At 73.3% G+C, this 17,236-nt stretch carries 16 protein-coding genes; 6 read left to right on the top strand and 10 right to left on the bottom strand.

Annotated features, from left to right (window positions below; all coding sequences use genetic code 11):
* Positions 1–4 precede the first annotated feature (4 nt).
* The gene (locus tag ACIP9D_RS18105) at positions 5–355 is read right to left on the bottom strand and encodes a DUF2203 domain-containing protein (RefSeq protein ID WP_350872323.1); all 351 of its coding nucleotides are present in this window, start codon (positions 353–355) and stop codon (positions 5–7) included.
* A 281-nt stretch (positions 356–636) separates the two neighbouring features.
* Here ACIP9D_RS18105 and ACIP9D_RS18100 point away from each other — a divergent pair, with 281 nt between their 5' ends.
* Positions 637–1,248: a flavoprotein gene (locus ACIP9D_RS18100; protein WP_350872321.1), complete on the top strand. Its 612-nt coding sequence runs from the start codon at positions 637–639 to the stop codon at positions 1,246–1,248.
* A gap of 6 nt (positions 1,249–1,254) precedes the next feature.
* Here ACIP9D_RS18100 and proC read toward each other — a convergent pair whose 3' ends face one another.
* The 4 genes from proC to ACIP9D_RS18080 all read right to left on the bottom strand — a co-directional run bounded on the left by proC (position 1,255) and on the right by ACIP9D_RS18080 (position 4,445).
* Positions 1,255–2,070 carry a pyrroline-5-carboxylate reductase gene (gene proC / locus ACIP9D_RS18095; protein ID WP_350872319.1) on the bottom strand — a complete coding sequence of 272 codons (816 nt, stop codon included), beginning with the start codon at positions 2,068–2,070 and terminating at the stop codon, positions 1,255–1,257.
* A 75-nt stretch (positions 2,071–2,145) separates the two neighbouring features.
* A complete protein-coding gene (locus tag ACIP9D_RS18090) occupies positions 2,146–3,174 on the bottom strand; it encodes a 6-phosphofructokinase (RefSeq protein ID WP_350872945.1) in 1,029 nt (342 codons plus the stop codon).
* 172 nt (positions 3,175–3,346) lie between these two features.
* The gene (locus ACIP9D_RS18085; RefSeq protein ID WP_350872317.1) at positions 3,347–3,850 is read right to left on the bottom strand and encodes a pyridoxamine 5'-phosphate oxidase family protein; all 504 of its coding nucleotides are present in this window, start codon (positions 3,848–3,850) and stop codon (positions 3,347–3,349) included.
* A gap of 97 nt (positions 3,851–3,947) precedes the next feature.
* Positions 3,948–4,445: a polyadenylate-specific 3'-exoribonuclease AS gene (locus tag ACIP9D_RS18080; protein ID WP_350872315.1), complete on the bottom strand. Its 498-nt coding sequence runs from the start codon at positions 4,443–4,445 to the stop codon at positions 3,948–3,950.
* 348 nt (positions 4,446–4,793) lie between these two features.
* Here ACIP9D_RS18080 and ACIP9D_RS18075 point away from each other — a divergent pair, with 348 nt between their 5' ends.
* Positions 4,794–5,486, top strand: a complete 693-nt coding sequence (locus ACIP9D_RS18075; RefSeq protein WP_091596564.1) for a Crp/Fnr family transcriptional regulator — start codon at positions 4,794–4,796, stop codon at positions 5,484–5,486.
* A gap of 149 nt (positions 5,487–5,635) precedes the next feature.
* Here ACIP9D_RS18075 and ACIP9D_RS18070 read toward each other — a convergent pair whose 3' ends face one another.
* Entirely contained in the window at positions 5,636–5,767 is a 132-nt protein-coding gene (locus ACIP9D_RS18070; RefSeq protein ID WP_350872313.1) for a hypothetical protein, read from the bottom strand.
* 199 nt (positions 5,768–5,966) lie between these two features.
* Here ACIP9D_RS18070 and ACIP9D_RS18065 point away from each other — a divergent pair, with 199 nt between their 5' ends.
* A complete protein-coding gene (locus tag ACIP9D_RS18065; RefSeq protein ID WP_350872311.1) occupies positions 5,967–7,181 on the top strand; it encodes an MFS transporter in 1,215 nt (404 codons plus the stop codon).
* A gap of 39 nt (positions 7,182–7,220) precedes the next feature.
* On the opposite strand, the gene ACIP9D_RS18060 is transcribed toward ACIP9D_RS18065, so the two are convergent.
* Entirely contained in the window at positions 7,221–7,478 is a 258-nt protein-coding gene (locus ACIP9D_RS18060) for a hypothetical protein (protein ID WP_350872309.1), read from the bottom strand.
* Between the two features lie 132 nt (positions 7,479–7,610).
* On the opposite strand from ACIP9D_RS18060, the gene ACIP9D_RS18055 reads away from it, so the two are divergent.
* Entirely contained in the window at positions 7,611–11,084 is a 3,474-nt protein-coding gene (locus ACIP9D_RS18055; RefSeq protein ID WP_400450558.1) for an adenylate/guanylate cyclase domain-containing protein, read from the top strand.
* Positions 11,085–11,270: 186 nt separating this feature from the next.
* Here ACIP9D_RS18055 and ACIP9D_RS18050 read toward each other — a convergent pair whose 3' ends face one another.
* A complete protein-coding gene (locus ACIP9D_RS18050) occupies positions 11,271–11,960 on the bottom strand; it encodes a lysophospholipid acyltransferase family protein (protein WP_350872305.1) in 690 nt (229 codons plus the stop codon).
* Positions 11,961–12,367: 407 nt separating this feature from the next.
* Here ACIP9D_RS18050 and ACIP9D_RS18045 point away from each other — a divergent pair, with 407 nt between their 5' ends.
* Both ACIP9D_RS18045 and ACIP9D_RS18040 read left to right on the top strand, forming a co-directional pair.
* A complete protein-coding gene (locus ACIP9D_RS18045; RefSeq protein WP_350872303.1) occupies positions 12,368–13,207 on the top strand; it encodes a DUF308 domain-containing protein in 840 nt (279 codons plus the stop codon).
* Between the two features lie 186 nt (positions 13,208–13,393).
* The gene (locus ACIP9D_RS18040) at positions 13,394–14,881 is read left to right on the top strand and encodes a trehalose-6-phosphate synthase (protein ID WP_350872301.1); all 1,488 of its coding nucleotides are present in this window, start codon (positions 13,394–13,396) and stop codon (positions 14,879–14,881) included.
* Between the two features lie 61 nt (positions 14,882–14,942).
* On the opposite strand, the gene ACIP9D_RS18035 is transcribed toward ACIP9D_RS18040, so the two are convergent.
* Positions 14,943–15,737, bottom strand: a complete 795-nt coding sequence (locus ACIP9D_RS18035) for an alpha/beta fold hydrolase (protein ID WP_350872944.1) — start codon at positions 15,735–15,737, stop codon at positions 14,943–14,945.
* A gap of 70 nt (positions 15,738–15,807) precedes the next feature.
* Complete coding sequence (locus ACIP9D_RS18030; RefSeq protein WP_350872299.1) at positions 15,808–17,208, bottom strand: NAD(P)-binding domain-containing protein; 1,401 nt, start codon at positions 17,206–17,208, stop codon at positions 15,808–15,810.
* Positions 17,209–17,236: the final 28 nt, after the last annotated feature.

Raw genomic sequence — 17,236 nt, 5'->3', positions numbered from 1 at the left:
GCCCTCACACCGGCCGGCGACCGGCGAAGCCGCACTCAGCCCGGTGGTACCAGCGCACGTCCGTGTCCCCCTCCAGCCAGCACCAGAGCACCGGCCGACCGTCCCGCTCGCCGGGGAAGTCGAGCAGCACCGGAGCGAAGCCCTTGACCTGGATGTCGTGCTGGTGCAGTTCGTCGAGGACGGCGTGCAGCCGGGCCTCCAGCCCCTTGACCTCGGGCCGGCCGCCGAGTGGGCTCGTGCCGTGCTCGGCCAGGTCGGCGCGGAGCTCGGTCAGGTCCGCGCGCAACCGGATCAGCTCGTCGATGCGCGGACGCAGGGTGGCCACCAGGTGCCGGGCCTGGGCGAGTGTGAACACCGGGCCAGTATGGCCGTCCCGCCGCCCGGCGGAGTACCCCGACGGACGTGGCTGACCTTCCTTGACCGGAGAGCGACGTGGTCGTCGCCGGGGCCGGCGAGCTGGCGGCGTTCGAGCGGCGCGGCCGGCCGCACCGGCTCTACCAGGGACGGACATTCGGCTGAGTCTTCACTCAGCCAACGGGTGGCTGGTAGCCGCTGTCCGGCCGGTTGCCCGGAAAACGGCTCGCGTCCGAGTCAACGTCGATACCCTCGGCCTCGGGACCTGCGATAGGAGCCGCCATGCCCGGGAAGTCACGATCTCCTGTCCTGCACCTCGTCGTCTGCGGCACCGAACCGGCCGCCGAGCTCACACCCTTCATCGCGGCCTGCCAGGAGCTGAGCTGGGAGGTCCACATCGTCACCACCCCGGACGCGGTCGACGTGATCGACCGGGACGCCCTGACCGCCCTCACCGGTCATCCGATACGCGAGGACGAGCAGGCCGAAGCGCTGCACCCGCTGCCGCCGGCCGAGGCCTACGCCGTCGCGCCGGCCAGCTTCGACCTGGTCAACAAGTGGGCGTACGGGCTCAACGACAACCTGGCCCTGCGGCTGCTCAACGAGGCGACCGCCGTCGGCCTGCCGGTGGTCGCCGTGCCGGCGCCGGACCCGACGCTCGCCCAGCACCCCGCCTTCCTGGAGAACCTGGAGCGGCTGCGGCACTGGGGCGTGATCGTCACCCGACTCGCCGACCCGGAAGTCGACGACCCGGCGCCGTGGCACGCCGCCGCACAGGTCATCTCCGCCTGGACCCGGTTCGCCCGGGTGCCCGCGCAACCGACCGCACCTCGGACCCCGCTCACCGAGCCGCTGCGGCGCGGGGTCGACGACCTGGCGATGCAGTCGGGCTGAGCGACGTCAGCTCTGGGCGGCCAGCTCGCGAGCCCGGTCCCGGGCCGCCTCGAGGGCGGCGAGCAGCGCCGCCCGTACGCCGTGCTTCTCCAACTCGCGCACGGCGGAGATGGTGGTGCCGGCGGGCGAGGTGACCGCCTCACGCAGCTTCACCGGGTGCTCGCCGGAGTCGCGGAGCATCACCGCCGAGCCGATCGCGGTCTGCACGATCAACTCGTGCGCCACCTGCCGGGGCAACCCGAGCAGGATGCCGGCGTCGATCATCGCCTCGACCAGCAGGTAGAAGTAGGCCGGGCCGGAGCCGGAGAGCGCGGTCACCGCGTCCTGCTGCGACTCGGGCACCCGGATGGTCGAACCGAGCGGGGAGAACATCTCCTCGGCCAGCGCCAGGTGCGCCCCGGTGGCGTGGGCGCCGGCGGAGATGGCGGTCATCGCCTCGTCGACCAGCGCCGGGGTGTTGGTCATCACCCGGACCACCGGGGTGCCCTCGGGCAGCCGGCGGCTGAAGAAGGTGGTGGGCAGGCCGGCGCAGAGCGAGATCACCAGTTTGTCGGCCGGCACCTTGGGGCCGATCTCGTCGAGCAGCGCGGCCGCGTCCTGCGGCTTGACCGCCACGGCCAGCACCTCGGCCTCGTCGACCGCGGTCAGATTGTCCACCACCCGGACGCCGTAGCGGGTGGCCAGCTCCTCGGCCCGGGCCTGCCGCCGTGCGGTGGCCAGCAAGCGGTCCGCCGGCCAGCCGGAACGCAGCAGCCCGGAGAGCATCAGCTCACCGATCTTGCCCGCGCCGATCACCGCGACGGTGTGCACCCCGGCTGACATCCGGTCGTACCCCCTCCTCGCCAGGCACGGCGTCGCGGCTGGCCGGGTGGCCGGCCGCGACGCCGTGTCGGTCGATCAGCTGCCGAAGAAGACCTCGGCCTCGGCGTACCGCTCCAGCGGCACGGTCTTCAGCTCGCGGGTCGCCTCGGCCAGCGGCACCCGGACGATGTCGGTGCTCTGCATCGCGACCATCTTGCCCCAGTCGCCCTCGTGCGCCGCGTCGATCGCCTGCAGGCCGAGGCGGGTGGCGAGCACCCGGTCGAAGGCGGTCGGGGTGCCACCGCGCTGGATGTGGCCGAGCACGACCGTGCGGGCCTCCTTGCCGGTCTTCGCCTCAAGCTGCTCGGCAAGCCACTGGCCGATGCCGCCCAGGCGGACGTGACCGAAGGCGTCGAGCTCCTGGTTGTGCAGCACCATCTGGCCGTCGAGCGGCTGGGCGCCCTCGGCGACCACCACGATCGGGGCGTACTGGTGCTGGAAGCGCTTCTCGACGTAGCCGGCGACCTGCTCGACGTCGAACTGCCGCTCCGGCAGCAGGATCACGTTCGCGCCACCGGCCAGGCCGGCGTGCAGGGCGATCCAGCCGGCGTGCCGGCCCATCACCTCGACGACCAGGGTGCGGTGGTGGCTCTCCGCGGTGGTGTGCAGCCGGTCGATGGCCTCCATCGCGATGTTGACCGCGGTGTCGAAGCCGAAGGTGTAGTCGGTGGCGCCCAGGTCGTTGTCGATCGTCTTCGGCACACCGATGACGTGTACGCCCAGCTCGTAGAGCTTGGTGGCCACGCCGAGGGTGTCCTCGCCGCCGATCGCGATCAGCGCGTCCACGCCCTGCTCGGCGAGGTTGTCCTTGATCCGCTCGACGCCGTTCTCGATCTTGAACGGGTTGGTCCGGGACGAGCCGAGGATGGTGCCGCCGCGCGGCAGGATGCCGCGGACGTCCGCGATGCCCAGCGGCCTGGACTGACCCTCCAGCGGGCCCTTCCAGCCGTCCTGGAAGCCCACGAACTCGTGACCGTAAGTGGCGACGCCCTTGCGGACCACCGCCCGGATGACCGCGTTGAGACCGGGGCAGTCGCCACCGCCGGTGAGCACGCCGATACGCATGATCTGCTCATCCTCCTGGAGCATCAGGTGAAGCCCGGAATAGCCCCAGGATATGGGTCGGATGAGACCGTCGGCGCCGTTGCCGGCCCGGGGCGGGCCGTCACTGCGCACTGTAGTCGTCCTGGCTGGGCAACGACAGCGCGCCCCTGCGCCGACCACCCGGGCAGGTGGGTCAGTACCGGACCTCGCGGTTCTCGCCCGGCTCCGGCGGCCGACCGGTGACCGCGGCCCGGGCGAAGCCGAGCAGGTTCACCACCGTCCCGCCGGGCGAGTCCCAGTACTCGGCCGAGCTGGCGTGCACCTTGATCAGGGTCAGTCCCGGGGTGTCCGGCCCGTCCGGGAACCAGGTCCGCAGCAGCGGATGCCACAGCCGCTCCGCCCGGGCCGGATCGAACGCCTCGGTGGCGGTGCCGGTGACCGACACCCACGCGTGCCGCCGCTGGTCCGAGAAGGCGACGTTGACCTCCGGGTTGACCCGGATCTGCCGGACCTTGGCGGAGTCCGCGTACGCGAAGAACCACAGGTCGCCGTCGAACTCGGCGTCCTGCAGGCCCATCGGCCGGCTCACCTGTCGACCGTCGAGGGAGATCGTGGTGAGCATGCCGATCCGGGCGTCCCGGATCAGTTCGGTGACCCGTCGGCGGGCGTCGGCGGCGCTGGACGGCTCCTTGCTCATGATGGTCTCCCTCGCTCGACTCCGCTCGGCTCGTCGGAGGCGGTGCCCGGGACAGAACCGGTCAAACCTACGAGACGCGGCCTTTCCGAACCTCCGCTCAGCGGGCGGTCATCGCGCGCCAGCGGGCCAGGTTGTGCCGCGCGTCGACCAGGGCGTCGTGCCGCGCCGCCTCGGCGTCCGGCAGCGTCGGGCGCCCACGGTCGTCCCAGAGCTGGCGCAGCTCCTTGGTGAACCGGGGGATCTCCCGGGGCAGCGCCGGCATCGCCCCCCACAGCTGCGCCAGCACCACGTGGTCGTACGCGGCGTACCAGGCCCAGAGTTCGAGCTGCTCGCCGGGCCGGTCCCGGATCGGCTCGACGAGGAAGTCGTACAGCTCGTCGCGGATGCGCGCCCGGGAACGCCAGGCCCGGTCGGCCGGGGAGGGCAGCTTGTCCAGCACGTTGCGGCGCACCCAGGGCACGGCCCGGGAGTCGTCGAACTCGGTGGAGACCGCGTAGAACTCGCGGCCGTTCTCGTCGACGACACCGATCGAGACGAGGTCGACGACCAGGCCGTCCTCGATGAACTCGCAGTCGTAGAAATAGCGGTAAACCATCGTCGACATCCTCGCCCACCGCCGGTGCGCCACGGCCGTCGGGGCCCCGATCGGGCGGCGACGCCGCGGCCGGCCGGCGATGCGGGAGGTGCCGACCCGCCCCGGCCGGCCGCGGCCGGATCCACCCGCCCCCACGCCCCACCGGGTGGATCCGCACCTCACGATGGCGGGCCGTCCCAGCTGGGCACTGTCACGGAAGTGATTTGAGGGGTGTACAGCAAGCGACAGGACCGTCATGATCTGATGTGTACCGCTTACCGGACGCCGTACTGGTGTCAGCTCACCTACGTCAGTGGCCGTCAGGTTCACCCGGTGTGCGAGTTGTGGTCCTTGGGGAGGGGTTGGGCCGTGGAGGTTCGCCTGCCGGAGCCGGGTGACGCGCTCACGGGTGTGGAGATGTTCGCCGGGCTCGAGCCGGAGGTACGGCAGCGTGTGATCGCTGCCGCCGTGCCGCGCACGTACCGCAAGGGCCAGCTGCTCTTCGTCGAGAACGACCCCGGCGAGTCGTTGATCGTGCTGCGCCGCGGCGCGGTCGCGGTCTTCCGCACCGCCCCGACGGGCGAGCGGGCCGTGCTGTCGGTGATCCGTCCGCCCGACGTGTTGGGCGAGGTCTCCCTGCTGGACGCCTCCACCCGGTCCGCCTCGGCCGAGGCGATCGAGGACTGCACCGCCCTGGCGCTGTCCCGGGGCGCGTTCATGGAGCTGGTGCACTCCAACCCGCGCATCCTGGACGCGGTGATGCGCTCGCTCGGCGGGCTGATCCGCCGGCTCACCGAGCAGAACGCCGATCACGTCTTCCTCGACCTGCCCGGTCGGGTGGCCAAGACCCTGGTGCGGCTGGCCGGCGAGAGCCAGGCGCCGATGATCACCATCGAGCTCAACCAGAGCCAGCTGGCGGAGATGGCCGGCGGCTCCCGGCAGAGCGTCAACCAGGCGATCGGCTCCTTCGCCAACCGGGGCTGGCTGCGCACCGAGGGACGCCGGATCGTGGTGACCGACGTGGCCGCGCTGCGCCGCCGCGCCGGCATGAACGACCGCTGACCTCTCCCCCACCTCCGCCGTCGCCCGCCGCGACCGGCGACGGACCGGGGTAGCGGGACGATCCAGGTCCGCTCGGCCCTACCCCGCACGCACGGCTGCGCCGGCTGCCATCGGCAGCCGGCGTCACCGGGTCGGTACAGCGGGACGGATCAGCGGGTCGGGCCGAGCCAGTAGCCGGGGCCGGCCCAGAAGCCCGGTCCCGCCCAGAAGCCCGGTCCGGCCCAGATGCCCGGTCCGGCCCAGCCGCTCGCCGCCGTGGTCGTGTTCGTCGTCGTTCCCATGGTCGCCTCCCTGGTCGTCGAACTGCCTGTCTGGGGAGGACGCTACGGCGCACGACCGCCGAACAAAATAGACAAATCTACACTAATCACTGCCTAAAGGGCGGTTGTTCGCCCTGGTGCCGCGCTGACAAGGTTGCCGCGCCCGGCCTCGTCCCGGGGCCCGTGCCGACATACCAGCAGCAGCGAGGAGCCAACGGTCATGTCACTACTGCGCAGCAACGTCGCCTTTCGTCGGTACTGGTTCGCCCGGCTGGCCTCGTACGCCGGCGATCAGCTGGCCCGCACCGCACTGCTGATCGCCGTGTTCGACCGGCACGGCGGCGCGGCGGTGGCCCTGCTGCTTCTCGCCTGGACGGTGCCCCGACTGCTCGGGCCACTGCTCGGCGCGCTGGCTGACCGGTTCGACCAGCGCCGGCTCATGGTCGGCTGCGACACCGCGCAGGCACTGATCTACCTCGCCGTCGCGCTGCTCGCGCCGCCGCTGCCCGTGCTCCTGGCGCTGGTCACCGCGGCCACCACGGCCGCCACCACGTTCACCCCGGCCGGCCGCAGCCTGCTGCCCCGGCTGGTCGGACCCGAGCGACTGCCTGCCGCGAACGCCCAACTGGCGACGGGCGTGAACATCGGGTTCGCGGCCGGGCCGGCGGTCGGCGGCGTGCTGCTGGCCACCCTCGGGCTGACCACCACGATGCTCGTCAACGTGGCCACGTTCGTGCTCTCCGCGCTGCTCATCAACGGGGTCCGCGCCCTCTCGGCGGCCACGCCCGCCCGCCGGGCGGAGCCGTTCGGCCGAGTGCTGAGCGAAGGGCTCCGGGTGGTGCGCGGCCACGGCGTGGTCCGCGCGATCTCCGTCGGGTTCCTGGTGATGGTGAGCTTCGCGGCGCTGGACAACCTCGCCATCGTTCCCCTCGGACGCGCCGAGCTGAACGCCAGCGAGGTGACCATCGGCCTGCTGGGCACCGCCTACGGGGTGGGCATGGTGCTCGGGCCGATGAGCATCGCCCGGGCCGGCGCGCGGACCCGGATGGACCTGGTCCTCTACGGCGCGTTGGCCGCGCTCGGCGTGGGGACTCTGGTCAGCGGTGTCAGCCCGGTGATCGCGCTCGCCGTCGCCGGTCAGGCGGCGGCCGGAATCGGGGCGGGCTGGCACAACGTCGCCGCGGACACCCTCATCCAGCAGAGCGTGCCCGCCGAACGGCTCGGCGTCGTCTTCGGCACCGTCTACATGTTCCCGTACGCCGCGGAGGCGCTGGCCTACGCGGTCGGCGCCCCGTTGCTGGCGGCGGCCGGTCCACGATGGGTGCTGGTCATCTCCGGTCTCGGCGTACTGGCCGCCCTCGGGCTGGTCGCTCCGCTGCTCGGTCGGGCGCTGGGGCGTCGGCCACGGATGCGGCTGGCGCCGGCGAACGGGTGAGACCGGCGGGCCGGGTGGCCCGCCGGCCGCACCCGACCGTCAGTCGTCGGTGTCGTCGGCCGGCGGGGCGCCCGGCCCCGGGCCGATCTTCTGCGGATCGGTCTGCTTCCCCGACGTGGACGTGCTCGACGAGGTGGTCGTGCTCTTCCCGGACCCGCTCACCTGGCCCTCGGGCTCATCTACCATGCCCTGCTCCTCCAGCTCGGCGAGAGTGACGGCGTCGACGTCGATCGTGTCGCCGGGAGCCCACACCGTGCCCCCCGGATCGGTCCACGGGGCGGACAGTCGGACCTGCACGGCACTCTCCCTGATGTGAAATTTCCTGGTACCGAAGAGTAGTCCCGCCCTATCGGTCGCGTGTCCCACCCGCACGTCGGGTACCCGACTGGCCGACCGGAGCGGGATACTGGGCTCTCTCGCGTACGGGAGCTGGACATCGACCTGAAGTGTGGACACTGCGCACGCGCAGCCGGACCTGACGACCGCTTCTGCGGCGGATGTGGACAGCCACTCACGGTCAGCTGCGCGCACTGCGGGCACGGCAACGGCACCGAGGCGAACTTCTGCACCAACTGCGGTCACCCGCTGCGCGACCACGTCGTCGCGATGCAGGAGGACCGCCGGCAGGTCAGCGTGCTCTTCGTGGACATCGTCGACTTCACCACGTACGCCGAGCGGGCCGACCCCGAGCAGGCCCGTGGCCTGCAGCAGACCTACTTCGCCACCGTCCGGCGGGTCGTGCACCAGTACGGCGGGGTGGTCGAGAAGTACATCGGCGACGCGGTGATGGCGCTCTTCGGCGCGCCGGTGGCCACCGACAACGACGCGCTGCGCTGCGTCCGCGCCGGCCTGGAGCTGCAACGCAACCTGGCCCGTCAGCCCACCGGCTCGCAGCCGCCACTCGGTTTCCGGGTCGGCATCGCCACCGGCGAGGCCCTCGTCGACCTCTCCGCCACCCGCGACGGCGGGCAGGCGTTCGTCACCGGCGACGTGGTCAACACCGCGTCCCGGTTGCAGTCGTTCGCCCCAGCCGGCGGCGTCGTCGTCGACGAGAGCACCTGGTCGGCCACCCGCCACGAACTGGAGTACGACGACCAGCCGCCGGTCACCCTGCGCGGCCGGTCCGCGGTGAGCCGGATCTGGCTGGCCGTGCGGGCCCGGCCGCACCCCGGCCCGCACGCGGCGGAGCTGACGCCGATGGTGGACCGGGAGCACGAGCGCGGGCTGCTGCTCAACGCCCTGCACCGGGCGGTGACCGAGCGGACCTCCCAGCTGGTGACGATGTTCGGCCCGGCCGGGGTGGGCAAGAGCCGGCTGCTGCGCGAACTCTCCCGGCACGCCGCGAACCTGCCCGGCCCGCCGGTCACCTGGCTCGTCGGGCAGTGCCCCCCGTTCGGTGAGAACGTCACCTGGTCGGCCCTGGCCGACATCGTGAAGAGCTGGGTGGGGGTGCCGGAGGTCGACGACCCGGCCGCGCTACGCGATCAACTGCGGGCCCGGTTGAGCCAGCTCGCCGACCCGCACGCCGTCCGACTCGCCGAGGCGCTGGGGCCGCTGATCGGGGTGCCGGGCGAGCGGCTCACCCCCGGCGAGACGGAGGCCGCCTGGCGACGGTTCCTGCTCGCGCTGGCCGCGACCGGGCCGACGGTGCTGGTCTTCGAGGACATGCACTGGGCGGACCAGGCGATGCTCGCGTTCGTCGAGCAGTTGGGCGCGACGGCGCGCGGCGTACCGCTGCTGGTTGTCGCGACCGCCCGGCCGGAGCTGCGGGAGCGGCATCCGGCGTGGACCGGCACGATCAGCGGCACGATGTCCATCTCGGTGCCGCCGATGCACGACACCGACATCGACACCCTCTACTCGCTGCTGCTCGGGCAGGCGGCGCTGCCGACCACCGCGCGCACGCCACTGATCGAGTTCGCCGACGGCAACCCGCTCTACGCGCAGGAGTACGCCCGGATGCTGCTCGACGGCGGCCTGCTCGACACGGCGGGCCCGACCGCCCGGCTCGACGCGGCCGGGGGCGCGGAGATGCCGCGGACGGTGCAGGCGGTCATCGCCAACCGGCTCGACCTGCTCGACCCGGCCGACCGGTCGGTTCTCCAGGCCGCCGCGGTGGTCGGGGTGCAGTTCTGGGCCGCGCCCGTGGCGAGCGCGCTCGGGCGGCCGGTGGAGTGGGTGGAGCGCGCGCTGGACCGGCTGCAACGCCGCGACCTGGTGTACGAGCAGGCCAGCTCGACGATGCCCGGTCGGTCCGAGTACCGGTTCCGGCACATCCTGGTGCGCGACGTCTGCTACCAGCGGTTGCCGCGGGCCGAACGGGTGCTGCGGCACCACCGCACCGCCGACTGGTTGGAGCAGCTCGCCGACGGGCGGCAGCACGACCTCGCCGAGGTGCTGGCGAACCACCGTTGGGCGGCGCACGAGATCGCCCGGACAGTCGGCCTGGACACCGCCCCCTACGCCGCGACGGCGCGGGCCGCGCTGCACCGGGCGGCCCGGCGGGCGTACGAGCTGCACGCGCTGGACACCGCCGCCGCGCTGGTCGGCCGGGCGCTCACGCTGGACGTCGGCGACGATCCGGCGCTGGAGCTGTTCGACGCCGAGCTGGCGTTCTACCGCGACGGCGACGCGTTCCTGGTGGGCGGCGGCACGGACACGCTCACCCGGCTCGCCGAGCGGCTCACCGCGAGCGGCGACCGGACGGGCGCGGCGCGGGCCTGGACGCTGCTGGCCACCGCCGCCTGGAGCCGGGCCGACCGCGCCGCGACGCTGCACTGCCTGGACCGGGCGATCGGCATCTACGACGAGCTGCCGGACAGCCAGGAGAAGGCGAGCGCCCTGCTGGAGCTGGCCCGGGTGCACATGCTCAACGCGGAGACCGACCCGGCCTGCGCCGCGGCCCGGACCGCGGCCAGCCTCGCCGAGCGGCTCCAACTGCGCGAGGTCCAGGCCAACGCGCGGATCACCCTCGCGGTGGCGCGCTACCTGGCCGGCTCCGCCGAGGCGTACGCGGAGCTGGTCGACGTGACCGAGCACTGCCGGGTGGAGCGGCTGACCAGCCGGCGTCGGGCGGTGCAGAACCTGGCCTGGGCGTTGCAGGAGGAGGGCGACCTGGCCGGCTCGGTCCGGCTGGTCGACGAGCAGCTGAGCCTCGACCTGGGCGGCGAGCACAGCCTGGCCACCAGCTTCGCCGACCAGTGGACCCGGTCGTACTACGCGGGCGACTGGACCTCGGCGCTGGCCATCGCGGCGGAGTCGACCCGCCGGCCGACCGCCGAGTGGGACCTGCACATCGTGGCGGTGTCCGGCTGGATGCGAGGGCTGCGCGCCACCGAGCCGACCGGCGACCCTGGCGAGGACGACCCGGATCTGGTCGAGCAGGCCCTGGTCGCGGCCCGTCGCAGCGGGTTCCACCGGGTGTTGCGCTCGACCCTGGCGCACGCCGCGCTCTGCCGGGCGGTGCAGGGTCACCGGGACGAGGCGATGGCGCTGCTGGCCGAGCTGGACGAGGACTGGCGGCGGACCCGGATGATCCCGTTCGCCGAGTGGGTGCCGGCTGTCGGGCACGTCGCCGGGGTCCTCGGCGCCGACGCGGCCCGGCTGGTGCGCGACCTCTTGGACCGGGCGCCCCGGAGGACCCCGTGGGCCCGGGCCGCCGGCGAGGTCGCCGACGCCACCCTGGCCCGGCAGGCCGGCGATCCGCGTACCGCCGCGCGGCTGCTGCAGTCGGCGGCGGCGAGCTACGCCCGGATGACCGACGTGACCGACGAGATCATCACGACCGCGCTGGCGATCGCCCCGTTGGCCGAGACCGACCCGCCCGCCGCGGCGGCGGCCCGCGCCCGCCTGCACGACTTCGCCACCCGCCACCACGCCCGTACCCTGCTCCACCTGCCCTGACGGCGGCGGTCACCGCGGCGGCCGGCGAGTCCGGCGGCGACGTCGGGTGGAGGTTGGCGCCGCTGTCGAACTGCTCCAGATATGGACATCCGGCGGGGTCGTCCCCGGCACCGCTGGTTCACATCTGGAGCAGTTCGACAGCGTCCGGATGCCACCTACGGCCTCCCCCGCGGCCGACGGCGAGGGTCAGGCGGCGACGGGGGCGGGTTGGATCTTGAGCTTCTGGGCGTAGACGTCGACGTACTCGCGGCCGGAGAGCTCCATCAGCTCGTACATGATCTCGTCGGTCACCGCGCGCTCGACGAACCGGTCGCCGGCCAGGCCCTGGTAGCGGGAGAAGTCCAGCGGCGCCCCGAACCGGATCCGGACCCGGGCGATCTTCGGGATCAGCTTGCCGGGCGGCTGGATCTCGTCGGCGTTGAGCATCCCCACCGGCACCACCGGCGCGCCGCTCTCCAGAGCCAGCCGGGCCACGCCGGTCTTGCCCCGGTAGAGCCGCCCGTCCGGCGAGCGGGTGCCCTCCGGGTAGATGCCGGCGATCCCGCCGGCCCGCAGCACCTGCAACTGGGTGTCCAGCGCGGCCCGGGCCGCCTTGCCGCCGGAGCGGTCGACCGGGATCGTGCCGCTGCTGACGAAGAACATCTTGGTCAGCCACCCCTTGATGCCCTTGCCGGTGAAGTACTCGGCCTTGGCCACGAACGTGACCCTCCGCTTGACGATCAACGGCGTGAAGATCGAGTCGGAGAACGAGAGGTGGTTGCTGGCCAGGATGACCGGGCCGGAGGCCGGCACGTTGTGCAGCCCTTCGACCTGCGGCCGGAAGATCAACCTCAGTAGCGGGCCGAGCACGACGTACTTCATCAGCCAGTAGAACACCGGCGTCCTTTCCCAGTGGCGGTCACGACGGCACCGGCGCAGCCCCGCGCCGCGAGTGGCGCCGCCGTCGCGGACGAGCCTACGAAGCGCGGGCGCTCGCCACAATGGACGTCCGCCCGGACCGGCGACGTAGATCGACTCCGCTCCACCGCGACCGGGGCACGCCGCGACCGGCCGCCGGTGGCCGGTTGACGACCAGGAGGGCGGGTAGTCACCTGCCGCGTTCTGCGCACAAACGGACATACGACCCCGGCCACGACCAGCGGCACGGCCGCTGACTTTGGAAGACGCGACACAACGCACTCCCGGAACCGGCCCCTGACGTGTCACGATTCAGGGCACGGCGTGCGCACACGCCGAGGGGGCTGGGGCGGCCGCGCCGGCAGGCGCGTTGAGGAGGGTGTCCGGTGTCAGCGGGTGGGGCCCGCCGGGGGCGGCGGGACAACGGGCTCGACGCGAGCGAGTACGCCGTCGCTGGCGACGTGGATCCGCGCGTCGGCGAACACCTGCTGGACGTGCTGGCCGCCGGCGGCATCGCCGCCTACCTCCAACCCTCGGCCGACCTCAACCCGGTGACCCGCACGACCACCGTGCCGGCCCGGCCGGTCGACCGGCTCTACGTCGACCGCTCCCACCTCACCACCGCCCGCGACTATCTCACCCAGCTCGCCGACGAGAGCGCCCCCGAGCAGTCCCGCCCCGACGAGCCGGACATCGAGGCCGAGTGGGCCCGGATCGTCGCCGGCTACCACGCCACCCCCACCACCGGCGACAACCCCTGGCCGGCCGCCGAGGACGTCGACGACCCGGCCGAGCCGACCGGCGGCCCGCTGGCCACCCGGGCCGACGACTCCTCGCCCACCGCGACCGACGTCCGCCGGCTCCCCTACGCCGCCGACGTCTCCGGCATCTCGGTCGGCCGCAACCCCGGGCCGGACGAGCCGTCGCTGCTCGACGGGCTGGACACCTTCGGCGCCGACCTGCCCGACGACGACGAGGACGAGCGCTACACCCCGCCGCCGCCCCCGCCGCTGCCCCGGGTCTCCAAGTACGCCGCGGTGGGCGTGCTCGGCGTGGTCGTCGGCTTCGTGCTCTTCCTCTTCCCCTCGCTGCTGCCGGTCGACCGCTCGGCGGTCACCCTGCTCGGGTTCACCGGCATCCTCGCCGGCTTCGTCACGCTGATCTGGCGGCTGCGCCCCGGCGGTGACGACGACGACCGCGACCCGGACGACGGCGCGGTGGTCTGAACCGGCGTGTGCGCCCCGCCACCGGCGGGTGACCGACCGCATACCGGGACGGCTACGGTCCGCCGTCGGCGTGACAGTGGTGTAACTTACGGTCAGTAGGAATACCGCCGTACGTCACTTCCCCCGCTGACTGACCGGTTTTTCCTTGCTCGTGGCGGTCAGTCTCTGCTGATCGGAATGCCCGAGATGCGACAGAGTTCCCTCGTGGTGGTGGCCAACCGCCTCCCCATCGACGACAACCTGGCCCTGGACGGCGCCTGCGAATGGCGGCGCAGCCCCGGCGGCCTGGTCAGCGCGCTGCATCCGCTGCTGCGGCACACCCCGGCGACCTGGGTCGGCTGGGCCGGCGGCACCGGCCCCGCCCCCACCCTGCCCGACGTCGACGGCGTCCGGATGCGCGCGGTGCCGCTCGACCAGGACGACCTGCGCGACCACTACGAGGGGTTCGCCAACGCGACGCTCTGGCCGCTCTACCACGACGCGGTCGAGCAACCCCAGCACCACCGGCGCTGGTGGGAGGCGTACCAGCGGGTCAACCAGCGGTTCGCCGAGACCACCGCGGAGGTCGCCGAGCCGGGCGCGGTGGTCTGGGTGCAGGACTACCACCTGCACCTGGTGCCGGGCCTGCTCCGGGCGCTGCGGCCGGACCTGCGGATCGGCTTCTTCCTGCACGTGCCGTTCCCGCCGCCGGAGCTGTTCATGCAGCTCCCCCGCCGGGCCGAGCTGCTGCGCGGCATGCTCGGCGCCGACCTGGTCGGCTTCCAACGGGCCCAGGCCGCGCACAACTTCGCCCAGCTGGTGACCAAGGTGCTGGGCCTGCCGGCCACCGACCGGCGGATCGGCATCGACGACCGGGTGGTCCGCATCGGCGCGTTCCCGGTCTCCATCGACACCGCCGAGATGGCCGCGCTGGCCGCCCGGCCCGAGGTGGCCGCCCGGGCCCGCCGGCTGCGGCAGGACCTCGGCAGCCCCGAGCACGTCATCCTCAGCGTCGACCGGATGGACTACACCAAGGGCATCGAGCAGCGGCTCAAGGCGTACAGCGAGCTGCTGGTCAGCGGGCACGTCAAGGTCCGCGACACGGTGCTGGTGCAGGTCGCGGTCCCGAGCCGGGAACGGGTCGGCCAGTACCAGATCCTGCGGGAGCGGGTGGAGCGCGAGGTCGGCCGGATCAACGGCGAGTTCGGCCGGGTCGGTGAGCCGGCCATCCACTACCTGACCCAGCCGTTCGACCGGGCCGAGCTGGCCGCCCTCTACCGGGTCGCCGACGTGATGGCGGTGACCCCGCTGCGCGACGGGATGAACCTGGTGGCCAAGGAGTACGTGGCGGCCCGGGTCGACGACGCCGGGGCGCTGCTGCTCAGCGAGTTCGCCGGCACCGCCGCCGAACTGTCCCAGGCGTACCTGGTGAACCCGCACGACCTGGAGGGGCTGAAGCAGGGGCTGCTCGCGGCGCTGCACGCCGCCCCGGCCGACGTCACCGAACGGATGCGGGCCATGCGCGCGCACCTGCACCGGCACGACATCCGCGCCTGGGCCCGCTCCTACCTGACCGCTCTGGACGAGTCCGGCGCGCTGGTCGATCGGCTCACCAGCACCGGCGACGGCGCCCCGGTGCTGCCCAACCAGCCCGACCGCTCGGCCGCCCGGGCCGAACGTCGCACCGGCGGTTGAGCGCGAACCGCGCCGGCGACCACCCCCGGCCGCCCGGTGTGCCCGGTTCGACCGACCGGGCTCAGCGAGCGATCGTCTCCTTCTCCAGCCAGTCGAGCAGCGCGTCGATCGGCTCCCGCCAGCGGGCGTCGAGCATCAGGTCGTGCCCCATGCCGGGAAAGAGCAGCGGCGCCGAGCCGTAGCGGCGGGCGACCCGGTTCAGCGCTCCGGTCGGCACCACCCGGTCGTCGGGGCTGCCCAGCACCAGCACCGACGGCGCGCCGACCGCCGGCTCCGGGTCGGTCTGAGTCAGCAGCTGCCACTGGGCCCGCCGGCCCGCCCGGCCGAGCCGGCCGGCGTACCGCCGGGCGTCGGCGTCGGGCAGCTCGCGGCTGAACAGCTGGCCGCGGCTCAGCCGCAGCCGGCCGCCGACGACCGCCGGCAGGGTGCCGGCCGGGTTGCGGCGCAGCGCCGCGCCGAGCGTCCCCCAGCCGCCGAAGACCGGCGCCACCAGCACCGCCGCCCGCGCCGGGTAGCGGGCCAGCGCGTGCGCCACCACCAGCGCGCCGGCGCCGTGCCCAACGAGCACCGTCTGGCGGGGCAGGCCCGCGGCCACCTGCACCACGTCGTGCACGTACGCCCGCAGCGTCGCCTCCGGCGCCGGTTCGCTGCCGCCGTGCCCGCGCAGGCTCACCGCGTGCGCCGGGAAGCCGCGGGACGCGGCATGCCCCAGCCAGTGCTCGGCGAACGCCCACGCCCCGTGCCCGAAGCCCGGTACGAAGAGCAGCGGCGGTCGCCCCTCCTCCAGCTCGGGGGTGGCGCTGAGCACCTCACGCCGGGCCGGGCGGACCGGCCGCGCCCACTCCCGCCCCCGCATGATCCGCACGTCGCTCACTGGACTCGCCCTCCGTTCGCGACGGCGGGGCTCGCAAGCTCACTCCTCGCGCTCACTTGTTCTCCAGGGTGTCGAGGGCGCGCTGGAGGGCGCGCAGGTAGTCGGCGTGGCCGACCTCGAACCAGTGCCGGCTGCTCTCCTTGACCTGCCCGGAGTAGCGCTCCCCGGCTCGGGCCTGCGTCGCCGCGGCGAACGCGGACGCCCGCTCGGGGCGGGTGCGGCGCAGCTGGAGCAGCCGGGCGAAGAGCACCGCCTGCCAGTGCGACAGGGTGAAGACGCCCGAGTCCGGCTGCAGCAGGCCGACCACGGCCAGCGTCGGGTGGCCCGGCGCGAACGCGTTGAGCCACAGCGTCGGCCGGCCGGTGCCGGAGTCGTCGCCGAGCACCTTCGGGTCGAGGAACTCGAAGCGGGGCAGGTAGCCGGTGGCGAAGACGACCAGCTCCGGCTCGAGCTGCCGGCCGTCGGTGAGCTCCACGCCGTACGGGCCGAACCGGGCGACGTCCGGCACCGGCGTGATCGCGCCGTGCCCGACGTGGTAGACGAGCTGGCTGTTCGCGATCGGGTGCGTCTCGTAGACCCGGTGGTCCGGCTTCGGCAGGCCGAACCGGGTCAGGTCGCCGACGGTGAGCCGCAGCGTCCAGTGGTAGAGCCACTGCCGCACCCGCAGCGGCACGCGCAACGCCAGCAGGGTGTCGTTGACCTGGTCGGCGGGGCGACCGAGGACGTACTTCGGGGCGTACCAGTAGCCGCGCCGGGTGGAGTGCCAGCAGTGCGACGCCTGCTGGGCGGCCTCCACGGCGATGTCGCAGCCCGTGTTGCCGGCGCCCACCACCAGCACCCGCTTGCCGCGCAGCTGAGCCGGGTCCTTGTAGGAGGAGGCGTGCATGACCTCGCCGCGGAACTCGGCCAGCCCCTCGTAGTCGGGCAGCTTCGGCGACCAGTTGTGCCCGTTCGCCACCACCACGGCGGCATAGCGGGAGGTGCGTTCCGGGCCGTAGCCGCCGGTGCTGCGGGTGGTGACGTCCCAGCGGTCGCCCTCGACGGGCTCGACCCGGATCACCTCGGTGCCGAACCAGATGTGCGAGCGCAGGTCGAAGTGGTCGGCGTACCGCTCGAAGTAGGCCAGCAGCCGGCTGTGGTGCGGGTAGTCGGGCCAGGAGTCCGGCATCGGGAAGTCGGGGAACTGCGTGAACGGCCGGGACGAGATCAGGTGCGTGCTGGCGTAGACCGGGCTGCGGTCGTGCCGCCAGTTCCACGCCCCGCCCACGCCGGTCTCCCGCTCGTAGCAGTCGACGCCGAAGCCGTGCTCCTTGAGGTTCTTCACGGCGGTCAGGCCGCTGGCGCCGGCGCCGATGACGCAGACCGTGTCGCCCCGGTCGGAGACCGGGCGGCCGTCGCGGCTCAGGGCGAGCGTGGTCGCCTCCGGATCGGGCCGGTCGGTGGAGGTGGACACCGGGATATCTCCTTTGTGCGGCACGGGT

Origin of the sequence: Micromonospora sp. NPDC093243, from assembly GCF_044753725.1 — a bacterium.
Lineage (GTDB): Bacteria > Actinomycetota > Actinomycetes > Mycobacteriales > Micromonosporaceae > Micromonospora.
The sequence above is the reverse complement of the archived record's forward strand: the minus strand, read 5'-3'. Positions and strand labels throughout refer to the sequence as shown.